Origin of the sequence: Thalassococcus lentus (assembly GCF_028023555.1) — a bacterium.
Lineage (GTDB): Bacteria > Pseudomonadota > Alphaproteobacteria > Rhodobacterales > Rhodobacteraceae > Thalassococcus_A > Thalassococcus_A lentus.
Window position 1 is genome coordinate 584,436 of the sequence record NZ_JAQIOY010000001.1, and the last position, 14,457, is coordinate 598,892.

Below are 14,457 nucleotides of genomic sequence, written 5' to 3' on the forward strand. Positions count from 1 at the left end.
ATGGAACTTTTTGGTGATCCGGCCCAGTGGCTACCCCTGACGTTTGCGGCTTTGATGGGCCTCAGTATCCTGATCTACGTGGTGCTGGACGGTTTTGACCTTGGCGTGGGTGTGCTGTTCCCTCTTGCGGAAAAGGCAGAGCAAGATCGCATGGTCGCTTCTATCGGCCCTTTTTGGGATGCAAATGAAACCTGGCTTGTTCTGGCTATCGGTATCCTGTTGGTGGCCTTCCCTACCGCGCATGGCACGATCCTGACCGCGCTGTATCTGCCTGTGACATTGATGTTGATGGGATTGATCTTGCGCGGCGTTGCTTTTGAATTCCGGGTCAAAGCGCCGGACAAATGGAAGCCGCTTTGGGACAAGAGCTTTTGGATAGGCTCACTCATTACTTCGCTGACCCAAGGCTATATGCTTGGAATGTACATTATGGGTCTCGAAGTGACCCTGTTCACACAGGCTTTCGCGGCCATTACGGCTGTTTTTCTGACGGTCGCCTACAGCTTTATCGGGGCCACATGGTTGATTCTGAAAACAGAAGGCGCGCTTCAGCTCAAGGCCGTGAAGTGGGCCAAGGGTGGCATCTGGGGGGTTGTTCTGGGGCTTGGTGCGGTTTCGATCACATCGCCATTCGTGAGTGACCGGATCTTTGACAAATGGTTCTCTGTGCCCGAAATTTTCCTGCTCGCGCCTTTGCCTCTGTTCTCAGGGTTGATCGTCGCGCTGCTGTGGTACGCCTTGCGCCATTTGCCAACCAAGAATGACAGCTGGGCTTGGTTCCCATTTGTGGCGACCATTTCAGTATTCGTGCTGGGATTCTTTGGGATGGCCTACAGTTTTTATCCTTATGTGGTCCCGGAACAGCTGACCATTTACGAAGCAGCGAGCGCGCCGGAAAGCCTGTTCATTATCCTGATCGGAACCTTGTTCGTGCTGCCCATGATCCTTGGATATACGGCCTTGGCCTATACGGTGTTCCGCGGCAAAGCCACGGCCTTGAGCTATGAGTGACGAATACGTCACGCCCAGTTCTTGGGGCGTGACGCGAAAACATTCCAAAGTTTGAATTTTATGCCTTAACAAATTCTAAAATACGAATATATAGACTCTGTCGAACCGGCGTTCATCGCCTAGAAAGGACAGAGCCATGCCCAAGACACTTGCCAGATACTTCCCCATTTTGACTTGGGGCTCTGCCTACTCGCGCGACACCGCTGCATCAGATCTGGTCGCGGCTGTGATCGTTACGATCATGTTGATCCCCCAAAGTTTGGCCTATGCTTTGCTGGCAGGGCTGCCAGCTGAAATGGGGCTCTATGCGTCCATCCTGCCTCTTTTCGCCTATGCGATATTCGGCAGCTCACGGACGCTGGCGGTCGGCCCTGTCGCGGTTGTGTCCTTGATGACAGCCGCTGCCATTGGCAGCCTGGGGCTCACAGATCCGGCTCAGATCGCCTTGGCCGCTGTGACGCTGGCCTTCATCTCGGGTGTGATCCTGCTTGGCATGGGTTTGTTGCGCTTGGGTTTCCTGGCCAATTTCTTGAGTCACCCGGTGATTGCCGGTTTCATAACCGCGTCAGGTTTGCTGATCGCGGCGTCGCAGTTGCGGCATATACTGGGTATCCCTGCCCATGGGCATACCCTGATCGAGCTGGGGCAAAGCCTGATCGCACATCTTCCGGAAACGAATTTGGCAACTCTGATCATTGGCGGTGGCGCGCTGGCGTTCCTGTTTTGGGTTCGAAAGGGACTAAAGCCCGCGCTGTTGTCCATGGGGCTAAAGCCGCGCATGGCGGATGTGTTGACCAAAGCAGGCCCGGTCGCGGCGGTCGTCATGACGACATTGGCAGTTTGGCTTTTTGGGCTTGAAGCGCGGGGCGTAGCCATCGTCGGTGCGGTTCCGTCAGGCCTGCCGCCTCTGTCAGCGCCCAGTTTTTCGCCCGCTCTTTGGAACCAGTTGTTTTTGTCGGCTCTGCTGATCTCCGTTATTGGCTTTGTGGAGTCAGTGTCGGTGGCCCAAACGTTGGCGGCCAAGAAGCGTCAGCGAATCGCGCCGGATCAGGAGCTGATCGGGTTGGGGGCTTCAAACGTCGCCGCGGCGGTTTCGGGCGGCTATCCGGTGACTGGTGGTTTTGCGCGGTCGGTCGTCAATTTCGATGCTGGGGCCGAGACGCCGGCAGCAGGCGCCTACACCGCGATCGGCATTCTGCTCGCCGCAGTTTTGCTTACTCCGTTGCTGTATTTCCTGCCCAAGGCCACTTTGGCTGCGACCATCATCGTTGCTGTTTTGTCGCTGGTTGATCTGTCCATTCTAAAAAAGGCATGGCGCTATTCGTTTGTCGATTTCGCCGCCGTTTTTGCAACCATTGGTCTGACGCTGGGCATGGGGGTCGAGGTTGGCGTTTCGGCAGGGGTGATCCTGTCCATCGCGCTGCATTTATACAAAACGTCCCGCCCACATATCGCCGAAGAGGGATTGGTTCCCGGTACGCAGCATTTCCGGAATATCCTGCGCCATAAGGTTGAAACCCTGCCCCATGCTGTGACGCTACGCATTGACGAAAGCCTATATTTTGCCAATGCCCGTTTTCTTGAGGATCACATTCTGGAACGGGTTACCAATGACAAGACCATAGAGCATCTGGTTCTGCATTTTGCAGCCGTGAACGAGGTCGACATGAGCGCGTTGGAAACTCTGGAAGAGTTGAACCATCGGCTGCGTGATATGGGGATCACGATGCATCTGTCCGAGGTCAAAGGCCCGGTCATGGACCGGCTGAACCGCACGCATTTTCTAGCAGATATGACTGGGCAGATTTTCCTGTCGCAATACGAGGCGTGGGAGTGGCTGCGCCGCCGTGGCAAAGACACCCCGACCGGTGTGGCGGCCCAATAAAAAACGGCGCCCCTTTGGGCGCCGTTTTCGTTTCAGTGTTTCCGAAATCAGGCGACTTCGAACGAAAGCGATTTGATCTGCTGGAACAATCCGGTTGCGGTCAGATCGGCGATTGCATCTGCAGGAATAGGCTCATCCACGTAAAGCAGGGCGATGGCTTCGTCCTGTGCGGCTTTCCGGCCAAGCGTAAAATTCGCGATGTTGACGCCGTGTTTGCCCATGGTCTGGCCCAGCGCGCCAATGATGCCCGGGACGTCTTCGTTTGTCGTGTAGACCATGTGGCGTCCAACTTCGGCATCGATGTTGATGCCCTTGATCTGGATGAACCGGGGTTTGCCATCGCTGAACACGGTGCCCGCAATTGAACGTTCGCGTCCGTCGGTGACAACCGTCACTTTGACATAGCCCTCAAACGCACCGGATTTGGCTTGGTTCGTGGTGCTGATCTTGATGCCGCGATCCTTGGCGATCAGAGGGGCGGAGACCATGTTCACGTCAGGATTAACCGACTTCATGATCCCGGCGATCAACGAACAATTCAGGGCCTCAAGGTTCATCTCTGCTGCAATACCGTCGTAGAGAATGTTGATGGCCTTGATCGGCTCATCAGTCATCTGCCCGATAAAGCTGCCAAGGTGATCTGTCAGCTTGATCCACGGGCCCATAACCTTGGCTTCTTCGGCGGTGACCGAAGGCATATTGAGCGCGTTCTGCACGGCACCGGTCAGCAGGTAGTCGGCCATTTGTTCGGCCACCTGCAGGGCTACGTTTTCCTGTGCCTCGGTTGTTGCCGCGCCGAGGTGCGGCGTGCAGACAACGTTCGGCAAATTGAACAGCGGGTTTTCCTTGGCAGGCTCTTCAGAGAACACGTCAAAGGCAGCACCGGCAACGTGACCCGACTTCAGCAGATCGGCCAGTGCTTCTTCGTCAACCAATCCACCACGCGCACAGTTGATGATGCGGACGCCTTTCTTGGTTTTTTCCAAGGCTTCCCGGTTCAGCATCCCACGGGTCTGATCGGTTGCGGGAACATGCAAGGTGATGAAATCAGCGCGCTTGAGCAGTTCGTCCAGTTCGACTTTCTCGACCTGCATCTTGTCGGCTTTTTCTTCAGACAGGAACGGGTCGAAGGCGATGACCTTCATCTTGAGCCCGCGGGCGCGGTCACAGACGATTCCACCGATGTTGCCAGCGCCAATAACGCCGAGCGTCTTGCCAGTCAGCTCCACGCCCATGAACTTGGATTTCTCCCACTTGCCGGCATGGGTGGATTCTGATGCTTCCGGGATTTGACGGGCAACGGCAAACATCATGGCGATGGCGTGTTCGGCCGTGGTGATCATGTTGCCGAAGGGCGTGTTCATTACGATCACACCCTTTTGGGAGGCCGCTTCCTTGTCGATGTTGTCTGTACCGATGCCGGCACGGCCAATCACCTTGAGATTGTCTGCGTTTTCCAGAATCTTAGGCGTGACCTTGGTCGCCGAACGGATCGCGAGCCCATCATATTGACCGATCACTTCGGCAAGTTTGTCCTTGTCCTTGCCGAGGTCGGGCATGAAGTCCACGTCAATGCCGCGATCGCGGAAAATCTGGACAGCCGCTTCGGAAAGCTTGTCAGAGATGAGTACCTTGGGAGCCATTGTCTTGGTCCTTAAATTGCTGGGCATAGAGGCGGCACATGTCCGGCCCATGCACATTTCATACGAGCGCTGAGTGCGCAGGTTCATTGCTGGTTTTGGGGGCAAGGCGCGCAGCGTGACGCACCTTGCGAGTTGATTGAGGATCAAAGCGCGCGCGAGCGCGCGACAAACCTTCAGGCGGCTTCGGCCAGTGCTTCGATCTCGGCGTGGAATGCCCAATCAAGCCAAGGCAACATCGCTTCGATATCGGCGGTTTCAACGGTTCCGCCACACCAGATGCGAAGACCTGCAGGGGCGTCACGATAGGCACCGATATCGAGCGCGACGCCTTCGGCCTCAAGCCGTTTGGCGACGGCTTTTGCAAATGCAGCTCCGTCCTTGATGCGGTCGTCTGTGAACTTCAGGCAAACCGACGTGTTCGAGCGCGTGGCTGGGTCGGACGCCAGATTGTCGATCCAGTCGTTCACAGCACAGAAATTCCAGACTGCTTCGGCGCTCGCATTTGCGCGGGCCATCAAGCCATTCAGTCCGCCAACCGAGCGCGCCCAGTCGAGAGCGATCAGGTAATCCTCAACGGCAAGCATGGAGGGCGTATTGATTGTGGCACCTTCAAAGATACCTTCGATCAGCTTGCCACCTTTGGTCAGGCGGAAAATCTTGGGCAGAGGCCATGCGGGGGTATAGCTCTCTAGCCGTTCTACGGCGCGGGGCGACAGGATCAGCATACCGTGGGCCGCTTCGCCGCCCAGCACCTTCTGCCAAGAGAAGGTGGTCACATCCAGCTTGTCCCAGGGCAGGTCCTGCGCGAAGGCCGCAGATGTCGCGTCGCAAATCGTCAGACCATCGCGATCTGCCGGGATTGCATCGCCATTGGCCATCCGAACGCCAGATGTCGTGCCATTCCAGGTAAAGACGACATCCGTGTCGTAATCTACGGCGGCCATGTCGACGATCTCGCCATAGTCAGCGGTTTTCACATCGGCATCGATTTTGAGTTGCTTGACCACGTCAGTCACCCAACCAGATCCAAAGCTTTCCCATGCAACCATGGTTGCTTTGCGCGCGCCGAGCATGGACCACATTGCCATCTCAACTGCGCCGGTGTCCGATGCAGGTACAATCCCGATCCGGTAATCGGCAGGGATGCCCAGCACTTCGCGTGTGCCTTCGATTGCGGCCTTGAGTTTGGCTTTGCCGACGGCAGCACGGTGCGAGCGGCCCAAAGGCGCATCCGCAAGCTGAGTCAATTCAAAGACAGGGGGTTTGGCGCAAGGGCCAGAAGAAAAACGCGGATTGGCCGGCCGCGTGCCGGGTTTGGTCATAGCCATCAATGCTACCCTTCCAGATAAGCGCCCCTCGTTGGGGAGGGGTGTCCCGCCGACGGGTGTATGAGAGGCTGCCTGTGACAGCAAGTCGGAAAATCACCTGAAACGGTCGGTTTCTTCGATGAGTGAGAGACGCCCGCCGCGCATCGGAAACTTTTTGCCGAGCAGGTGGCAACTGCTTTGATTTGTTGTCCGGTGCCGGCTTTCCAGTATCATCTGTCTTTAACAGGTTTAGGTTCGAGGGTTTGAAATGCGGATAATTCTGGCAGTTTTCTTGGGTATTTGGGCGCAAAGCGCCGCTGCTTTTTGCGGGTTTTACGTGGCGAAGGCTGATGGAGACTTGTTCAATCAAGCGTCCAAGGTCGTCTATTTCCGCGAGGGCAATCTGTCTGTGATTACCATGGCATCGGATTATCGCGGCAATCCCAGTGACTTCGCGCTGGTGATTCCCACGCCGACTGTCCTGAAACGCCCGCAGATCAAAACGGTCGACAAAGAAGTCATCGCCCATCTGGACGCCTTCAGCGCGCCAAGATTGGTTGAATACCATGATGCATCCCCTTGTCGGGATCCCAATATGGAGGTGGTGGTCGAAGAGGCTGCGACCACGCGCCTGTTTCGTAAACAACAGCAGCCAACCCAAGCGCAGCGCGCCCGCGCCAAGGGCGTCACCATTGCTGCCAAATATGCTGTTGGGGCCTATGACATTCTCATTCTGAAGGCAGAACAGTCTGATGGGCTAACCACCTTTCTGACCGAAGAGGGTTACAAGCTGCCAAAGGGGGCAGAGCCTGTTCTGGCTGACTACATCAAGATGGGAATGAAGTTCTTTGTTGCCCGAGTGAACCTGTCCCGCCATGCCAAAGGTGAAACCCAAGAACTTCCGCCGCTGCAAATCCGGTTTCGATCGGACGATTTCATGTTGCCGATCCAGTTGGGCAAGCTGAATGGCGACGGTGCGCAGGATGCGCTGTTCTTTATGCTGTCACGCAAAGGTCGGGTTGAGCCGGTCAACTACAAGGTCGCTGAAATCCCTACAAACGTGGATGTGCCGCTCTTTGTCGAAGAACGCTTTGGAGAGTTTTACAAACGCGTTCTCGATAAGGCACTGCCCCGACGCGGGGGCATCTTGCTTGAGTATGGCTGGGATATGGGGTGGTGCGATCCCTGTGCGGCTGATCCATTGAATGGCCGCGAGATGCGCGCACTTGGTGTTACCGGATTGACCGGAAAAGAAGAGCTGGTGCGGGACATCTATGTCACGCGTTTGCACGCGCGGTATTCAAAAGGGCAGATGAAAAAAGACATCCAGTTTCGCGCAACCGACAACCGCCGCAATTTTCAGGGTCGCTACATCATGTGGCATCCGTTTGATGGGGACCTGAACTGTGGTGGCAAGGAAGAGTATCAAGCTTCGGCCAAGGCCTATATTCTGCGGACCCGAAAGAGACTGCAAAGCGAAGCGCGGCAATTGCGTAAGATGACGGGCTGGCCGATGAGTTCCATCAATGCCCGTATCAATGAGACGGTTCAGGCCGCTTACCATCAATAAAGGCCAGAACGGATGGCTAGATCTTGGCCAATCCACCTTCAACGAAATCCCCGGCAAATGCGGCGTAGTCTGCGCGACTCATGCCTTTGCCGGGGCGGTGCCACATGTAAACCCAATTGAGAATCCCGAACACGGACATCGCTGCAGCACGCTGCCGGTCGGCGTCAAGATCGGGGCGCTGACCCAAGACCGCACCAGCCATCAGTGCAACCAGTTCGCGCTGCAAGGCCACCAGCGGGGCGTGCAGGTCTTTGGGTAACAAATGCAAGGCTTCAAGCTGTAGCTTGTGTTCCGCGTCGGCGTCCTCGTAGGCCATCAGGACTGCGGTTATCAGTGCCCGAAGCCCTTTTGGTGCGGCACGACGGGCTATGTCCACGAGATGCGACAGATGGGCATCAAGAATGTCATGCAGCAATGCTTCTTTGCTGCTGTGATAGTGATACAGCAACGCCTTGGACACTCCGCAGGCCTGTGCAACATCGGTCATCGACGCGCGATCAAATCCGTGGCGTGCGAAATAGGCCGCAGCGCCGCTTCGAATGCGGGCGCGTTTCTCGGCGTGATCGTGGGCTAGCCCGCGTGGCATGATCTAGGTTTTGGGCCGGTTGTCGACGATGCGAACCGCTTTGCCCTGGCTGCGCGCCACGCCGCCGGGTTCCAGCAAATCCACAGCAACCGAAACACCGACAACCTGTTTGATCTTGCTGGCCAGTTCCTGCGCAGGATCGCCTACGCCGGCCTCGGGCATGCTCTCGACTTTGACGCGCATTTCATCCTTGTTGCCCACGCGGTTCAGTTCCAATTGGAAGTGTGGCGCGAGGGCTGGAACCGTCATCAGTTGTTCTTCGATTTGTGTTGGAAAAACATTAACCCCGCGCAGGATGATCATATCGTCACTGCGGCCTGTCACCTTTTCCATCCGCCGCATTGACCGTGCGGTTCCGGGCAGCAGTCTGGTCAGATCGCGGGTGCGATAGCGAATAATGGGAAAGGCTTCTTTGGTCAGAGAGGTAAAGACCAGTTCGCCCAATTCGCCATCTGGCAGCACCTCTCCGGTTTCCGGGTCGATGACTTCGGGATAGAAATGATCTTCCCAGATGTGCAACCCGTCCTTGGTTTCCACGCATTCATTGGCGACGCCGGGGCCCATAACTTCTGACAGTCCATAGATGTCCACTGCGTGCATGTCGAAGGCGTCTTCGATTTCACGTCGCATCGCGTTGGTCCAAGGCTCTGCGCCAAAGATCCCGACCTTGAGCGGGGACTTGCGCGGGTCCAGCCCCTGGGCCGCATATTCGTCGATAATGGACAATGAATAGGAGGGCGTGACCGTAATGCCTGTCGCGCCAAAATCCTCGATCAGGCGCACTTGTCTTTGGGTCATGCCACCGGAAATCGGCACCGTGGACAAACCCAGTTTGTCCGCCCCAAGATGAATGCCAAGACCGCCTGTAAACAGCCCGTACCCATAGGCATTGTGCAGGATGTCTCCGGGCTTCAGGCCGGATGCACGCAAGGATCGCGCAACAACGCTGGCCCATGTATCCAGATCGCGTTTTGTATAGCCCACAACAGTTGGCTGGCCGGTTGTCCCAGACGACGCGTGAATCCGCGCGATTTGTTCGCGGGGCACTGCGAACATTCCAAAGGGATAGTTTTCCCGCAGGTCTGTTTTGACGGTGAAGGGAAACCTTGCGAGATCTTCGAGACCTTGCAGATCGTCCGGATGCACGCCTGCGGCATCAAAACTTGCCTTGTAGTGCGGCACGTTTTCATAGGCATGGCGCAGCGACCATTTCATACGATCCAATTGCAACGTCGCGATTTCATCGCGCGAGGCAATCTCAATCGGATCCAACGAGGATTTCGGGGGCGTGAGATCTTCCATGTCGTCTCTCCGTCAAAGCCGTTCCATGACAAGGGCGATGCCCTGTCCAACTCCAATGCACATGGTGCACAAAGCATAGCGTGATTGCGTTTGTTGAAGCGAGTGGCCCGCAGTCAGAGCAAGACGGGCACCGGACATTCCCAATGGATGTCCAAGGGCGATCGCGCCGCCGTTGGGGTTCACATGAAGCGCGTCATCGGGCAGGCCCAGATCACGGGTCACGGCAAGCGCTTGTGCTGCGAATGCCTCATTTAGTTCAATCACGTCCATATCACCGATCGACAAGCCAAGCTGGCCCAGAAGCTTGCGTGATGCAGGTGCCGGGCCAAAACCCATGATACGCGGTGCCACACCTGCTGTAGCCGCGCCCAGAATGCGCGCAACGGGCGAAAGCCCGTGTTTTTCCGCGGCTTCTGGGGAGGCAATTATCAAGGCGGCTGCGCCGTCGTTGACGCCCGAGGCATTCCCGGCAGTTACAGACCCGCCGTCGCGAAAGGGCGCGCGCAGACTGGCGAGTTTGTCCAAGGTGGTCAGGCGAGGGTGTTCGTCCGTGTCCACAACAACATCGTCACCTTTGCGTTTGGGAATCGTGACAGGCGTGATTTCCCGCGCCAGACGGCCAGAGGCAATGGCGGCCGCGGCCCGCTCTTGTGATCTCAAGGCAAAGGCATCCTGATCCTGTCGGGATACATTGAAATCCTCTGCCACGTTTTCCGCCGTTTCCGGCATGGAATCCGTGCCGAACTCTTTGTGCATGGCCTTGTTTACGAAGCGCCAGCCGATCGTCGTGTCAAAGACATCCGCCTGCCGCGAGAACGCGGTATCTGCCTTGCCCATGACAAAAGGCGCGCGCGACATGGATTCGACACCGCCGGCCAGTACGATTTCAGCCTCGCCGCATTTCACCTGCCGTGCCGCCATAGCCACAGCATCCAGACCCGAGCCGCAAAGGCGGTTGACCGTCACGCCGGGCACCTCTTCCCCGATACCGGCCAGAAGCGCGGACATTCGCGCAATGTTGCGATTGTCTTCGCCAGCCTGATTGGCGCAGCCCATGATCACTTCATCTATGGGCACCCCTGAAGGCACAACTGCGCGGATCACCCCGGCAAGAAGATCGTCGGGCCTTACAGAGGACAATGCCCCTCCGTAGCGCCCGATTGGGGTGCGCGACCCCTGACAAAGCCACGCTTCACGCATTGTTTTCTCCTGTGGTGTCAGGTTCTTCGAAGAGCTGACCTTTGATTGTGCGGGACAGGCCACGCATCAGGGCAACTTGTCGTCCATCTTCGCCTGTGACCGTCACGTCATAGACCCCGGATCGACCTGTCAGTGCTTGTTCTGTGCAGGTTGCGGTCAATAACTCGCCGGCTTTGCCGGGTGCCAGAAAGGTGATCTGGTTTTCCTGAGCCACGGTCAGTTTGTTGTAGGAATTGCAGGCAAAGGCAAATGCGCTGTCGGCCAGTGTAAAGATGAAGCCGCCATGACAAATCCGATGGCCATTCAAATGACGATCTTCGACCCGCATGGTCAGCACAGCGCGGCCGGGGCTCACTTCGGCGATTTTCAAGCCCAATTGTTGGCTCGCCTGATCCCCTTGCCAAAGGGCTTCAGCCGAACGCTGTGCGCGTTCTTGCGGTGTCATTGAATGTCCTCCCAGTCGCGAGCGTGCAAAAAGCCGACCAATTGGTCAAGTATGTTTGGAAGCGGCTGCAGGTGCCTATTTGCTTGATTTATCTCCGCGTCGGCGCAACTCTGGCAGAATGAACAGCCTTACTCCGTTTCCGCAGGGCCACGTGGCGCAGCCGGTGGTTTCCTTTCACCGCAAGGAACTGGGTGTCATCCTTTCGCTTTATGGGCGAATGGTTGCCGCCGGGGAATGGCGGGACTATGGAATTTCGTCGCTGCGCGAAGTTGCTGTCTTTTCCGTCTTCCGGCGTACGGCAGAAAATCCGCTTTACCGGATTGAAAAGCGCCCCAAGCTGCGCGGCCGGCAGGGCGAATACGCTGTCATCGGAATGGAAGGGCAGGTGCTCAAACGTGGGCATGACCTGCGGACCGTGCTGCGGGTGCTGGAGCGCAAGCTGATCCGCGCGGTGGACTAGTCAGCGCGCGCTGGGCCTTTTGTTCGGCCCTGCCTTCGGCCTGATGACAGCGATCAGGGACGCGCCAACATGGCGCAAAGCAATTCGAACATGATCGATACGCCCAGAAAAGCCGTGTTGCCACTGGCATCGAACGGGGGGGATACCTCAACCATATCGGCACCGACGATATTAAGACCGTGCAATTCGCGGCATACTTGCAGTGCCTGATAACTGTTGGGACCGCCCACTTCGGGAGTGCCGGTACCGGGGGCAAAAGTCGGATCGACGAAATCGATGTCGTAGCTGACGTAGGTTGGACCTTTGCCAGCGATTTCCCGGGCTTCGGCCATCACGTCAGGGATGCCACGGTCAAAGAATTCCTCGATCTCTATGATGCGGATACCTTCGGCCTTGGCAAAATCGCGATCTTCGCGGTCGTACATGGTGCCGCGAATGCCGATCTGCACGACACGTTTGGGATCAAGCAGACCCTCTTCGACAGCGCGCCTGAACGGTGTGCCATGGGTGTACATGGTGCCGTCGAAATAGCTGTGGAACAGATCGGTATGACTGTCGAAATGCACCATGCCAAGCGGTCCGTCCTTTGCCAGCGCGCGCAAGACCGGCAGGGAGGTCAGATGATCTCCGCCTGCGGTCAGGGGGCGAATCCCGGCAACGCGTACCTCATTATAAAATGCGGTGATGCGGGCCATACTGTCCTGAATATCGGCCGGGTTCGGACCGACATCACCAAGATCGGCACAGTTGACCATCTCGAACGGACGCATGCCGTTGGATGCATGTTGCGCACGGATCATCGTGGAGGCATCCCGGAGCTGGCGGGGGCCATGGCGAGGCCCGGGTCGGTTCGTGGTTCCGCTGTCCCATGGAACGCCGATGACCCCAATGTCCACCTCTTCAAAACGGTCGTGCCCGGGCGCGACGTGCGGCAGGCGCATGAACGTCGGCACACCGGCGAACCGGGGCAGGTCAAAGCCAGAAACCGGATGGAAAAAAGGATCAGACGACATGGTTTGCTCTTTCAGATGATGCTGTGTGCTTACACTGTCCGGGCGGGGCCGCGCACTCAAGCGGTTTGTTGCATGGGGTAGGGTGCTCTCTGCTTTGGAGTTGAAACCACGGTGCAATCGCGTCTAGTAGGGGCAATACGCATTTCTTGAGGGTCTCGATGGCCAAACTCTACCACGTTCCGTTGTCCCCCTTCTGCCGCAAGGTGCGACTCAGCCTTGCTGAGAAGAAGATTGAATGCGAATTGGTCGAAGAGCGCTATTGGGAAAAGGATACGGATTTCCTGCGCCGCAATCCCGCGGCCAAAGTTCCGGTTCTCAAGATCGACGGCAAAACCATGGCCGAAAGCGCTGCAATTTGCGAATGGATCGAAGAAAAGCATCCCGAGCCGCCCTTGATGCCGCGCAGTGCGGAAGCGCGCTATGAGGTGCGTCGTTTGGTGGGATGGTTCGATGACAAGTTCCACAACGAAGTGACCAGCAAGCTATTGTACGAACGCGTGAACAAGAAGGTCATGAAAGCGGGCTTTCCGGACAGCGGGAACGTGAAAGCCGGTGCCAAGGCAATCAAGTACCATCTGGATTACATGGCCTGGTTGCTGGATCACCGCCGTTGGCTGGCCGGTGATTCCATGACTTTGGCGGATTTCGCCGCTGCGGCGCATCTCAGCTCGCTTGACTATATTTCGGATGTGGACTGGAACCGATCCGAAATCGTCAAGGACTGGTACGCCAAGATCAAATCGCGCCCTGCATTCCGCAGCATTCTTGCGGATCAGGTTTCGGGTTTCCCACCGCCGCCACACTATGCCGACCTCGATTTCTAGACCGTCGGAACGGCGCTGTTCAGCGGAGCTGAATGCGCCCCGCCCGCCGTCCCATCCGACGCTGTGCTCCGATGGTTGGCTCAGTGGAGCTGTCCGTGACTCGTGGTGAAAAGGGCGCTCCAACGGACGACCTTAAGTCGCGTCTGTTGAAGCAAGCCCTAGACGAAGGTTTCTCGGCGGCTCGCATTTGCCGTCCGGATGCTGTTCCGCAGGTGATGGATCGATTGCAGGCTTTCGTGCGCGCCGAGCGCCACGGTCAAATGGCGTGGATGGCTGATCGTATGCACTGGCGCGGGGCACCCGATGTGCTGTGGCCTGAGGCTAAATCGGTTATCATGCTTGCGGAAAACTACGGGCCCGATCACGATCCGCTGGATATTCTGGCAAAGCCTGAATTGGGTGCGATCAGTATCTATGCGCAGAATCGAGACTATCATGACGTTGTCAAAAAGCGGCTCAAACGATTGGGCCGCTGGTTGATCGACACGGCCCAGCCGACCAGCGGTCAGGGTGGAGCAGATATACAGATCAAGGTGTTCGTCGATACAGCGCCCGTGCCGGAAAAAGCACTGGCACAGGCCGCCGGTCTGGGTTGGCAGGGTAAGCACACCAACGTTGTCAGCCGTGAGCTGGGAAGCTGGTTCTTTCTGGGCTGCATCTTTACCACCTTGGAGCTAGAGCCGGACGCGCCCGAAGTGGATCATTGCGGGTCATGCCGGGCCTGTCTTGATGTTTGCCCGACAGATGCCTTTCCAGAGCCGTATCAGCTGGATGCCCGAAGGTGCATTTCCTATCTGACCATTGAGCATCGTGGCCCGGTTGATGAGGCGTTGCGCAGTGCTATGGGCAACCACATTTATGGCTGTGATGATTGCCTTGCGGTCTGTCCTTGGAACAAGTTTGCCTCACAGGCGGCCGAGATAAAGTATCATGCCCGGCCGGAGTTGCGCGCCCCTTCGCTGGCCACGCTGGCGGCACTGGATGACGGTGAGTTTCGTGCCATGTTTTCCGGATCGCCGATCAAACGCATTGGACGAGATCGATTTGTTCGCAACGTGCTCTACGCTATCGGCAATTCGAAAGAACCTGCATTGGCCCCGGTTGCCGGTGCTCTTTTAGATGATGCAGACTACGCCGTAGCAGATGCAGCGCGTTGGGCGGTGAAGCGACTTCAAAGCGTCGGAAACGAGCGCGCCTGAGGGGCCGTGCCC

At 57.1% G+C, this 14,457-nt stretch carries 13 protein-coding genes; 6 read left to right on the top strand and 7 right to left on the bottom strand.

The window, feature by feature from the left end; translation table 11 throughout:
- Both PFY00_RS02850 and PFY00_RS02855 read left to right on the top strand, forming a co-directional pair.
- Entirely contained in the window at positions 1-1,011 is a 1,011-nt protein-coding gene (locus PFY00_RS02850; protein ID WP_271430998.1) for a cytochrome d ubiquinol oxidase subunit II, read from the top strand.
- 136 nt (positions 1,012-1,147) lie between these two features.
- Positions 1,148-2,896, top strand: coding sequence for a SulP family inorganic anion transporter (locus PFY00_RS02855; RefSeq protein WP_271430999.1), 1,749 nt, complete (start codon positions 1,148-1,150; stop codon positions 2,894-2,896).
- 47 nt (positions 2,897-2,943) lie between these two features.
- On the opposite strand, the gene serA is transcribed toward PFY00_RS02855, so the two are convergent.
- Together serA and PFY00_RS02865 are read right to left on the bottom strand one after the other, a co-directional pair.
- Positions 2,944-4,539: a phosphoglycerate dehydrogenase gene (serA, locus tag PFY00_RS02860; protein WP_271431000.1), complete on the bottom strand. Its 1,596-nt coding sequence runs from the start codon at positions 4,537-4,539 to the stop codon at positions 2,944-2,946.
- A gap of 173 nt (positions 4,540-4,712) precedes the next feature.
- Positions 4,713-5,867 carry a phosphoserine transaminase gene (locus PFY00_RS02865; RefSeq protein WP_271431001.1) on the bottom strand — a complete coding sequence of 385 codons (1,155 nt, stop codon included), beginning with the start codon at positions 5,865-5,867 and terminating at the stop codon, positions 4,713-4,715.
- A gap of 271 nt (positions 5,868-6,138) precedes the next feature.
- Here PFY00_RS02865 and PFY00_RS02870 point away from each other — a divergent pair, with 271 nt between their 5' ends.
- A complete protein-coding gene (locus tag PFY00_RS02870; RefSeq protein WP_271431002.1) occupies positions 6,139-7,416 on the top strand; it encodes a DUF2330 domain-containing protein in 1,278 nt (425 codons plus the stop codon).
- 16 nt (positions 7,417-7,432) lie between these two features.
- On the opposite strand, the gene PFY00_RS02875 is transcribed toward PFY00_RS02870, so the two are convergent.
- The 4 genes from PFY00_RS02875 to paaI are packed head-to-tail and all read right to left on the bottom strand — an operon-like array spanning position 7,433 to position 10,949.
- Positions 7,433-8,002, bottom strand: a complete 570-nt coding sequence (locus tag PFY00_RS02875) for a TetR/AcrR family transcriptional regulator (protein WP_271431003.1) — start codon at positions 8,000-8,002, stop codon at positions 7,433-7,435.
- A 3-nt stretch (positions 8,003-8,005) separates the two neighbouring features.
- Positions 8,006-9,304: a phenylacetate--CoA ligase PaaK gene (gene paaK, locus PFY00_RS02880; RefSeq protein WP_271431004.1), complete on the bottom strand. Its 1,299-nt coding sequence runs from the start codon at positions 9,302-9,304 to the stop codon at positions 8,006-8,008.
- Positions 9,305-9,316: 12 nt separating this feature from the next.
- Positions 9,317-10,504: a 3-oxoadipyl-CoA thiolase gene (gene pcaF / locus PFY00_RS02885; RefSeq protein ID WP_271431005.1), complete on the bottom strand. Its 1,188-nt coding sequence runs from the start codon at positions 10,502-10,504 to the stop codon at positions 9,317-9,319.
- On the bottom strand, positions 10,497-10,949 hold the full coding sequence (gene paaI, locus PFY00_RS02890; RefSeq protein ID WP_271431006.1) for a hydroxyphenylacetyl-CoA thioesterase PaaI: 453 nt from the start codon (positions 10,947-10,949) through the stop codon (positions 10,497-10,499). The genes pcaF and paaI overlap by 8 nt, the downstream gene beginning before the upstream one ends.
- 118 nt (positions 10,950-11,067) lie before the next feature.
- Here paaI and PFY00_RS02895 point away from each other — a divergent pair, with 118 nt between their 5' ends.
- A complete protein-coding gene (locus PFY00_RS02895; RefSeq protein ID WP_271431007.1) occupies positions 11,068-11,409 on the top strand; it encodes a DUF2794 domain-containing protein in 342 nt (113 codons plus the stop codon).
- 53 nt (positions 11,410-11,462) lie between these two features.
- On the opposite strand, the gene speB is transcribed toward PFY00_RS02895, so the two are convergent.
- Positions 11,463-12,422, bottom strand: coding sequence for an agmatinase (gene speB / locus PFY00_RS02900; RefSeq protein WP_271431008.1), 960 nt, complete (start codon positions 12,420-12,422; stop codon positions 11,463-11,465).
- A 158-nt stretch (positions 12,423-12,580) separates the two neighbouring features.
- Between speB and fzlA the strand changes: the two genes are divergently transcribed.
- Positions 12,581-13,246 carry an FtsZ-binding protein FzlA gene (gene fzlA, locus PFY00_RS02905; RefSeq protein ID WP_271431009.1) on the top strand — a complete coding sequence of 222 codons (666 nt, stop codon included), beginning with the start codon at positions 12,581-12,583 and terminating at the stop codon, positions 13,244-13,246.
- A 95-nt stretch (positions 13,247-13,341) separates the two neighbouring features.
- Positions 13,342-14,445 (top strand): tRNA epoxyqueuosine(34) reductase QueG, encoded by a 1,104-nt coding sequence (gene queG, locus PFY00_RS02910; protein WP_271431010.1) that lies wholly within the window; start codon positions 13,342-13,344, stop codon positions 14,443-14,445.
- The last annotated feature ends 12 nt before the right edge of the window (positions 14,446-14,457 follow it).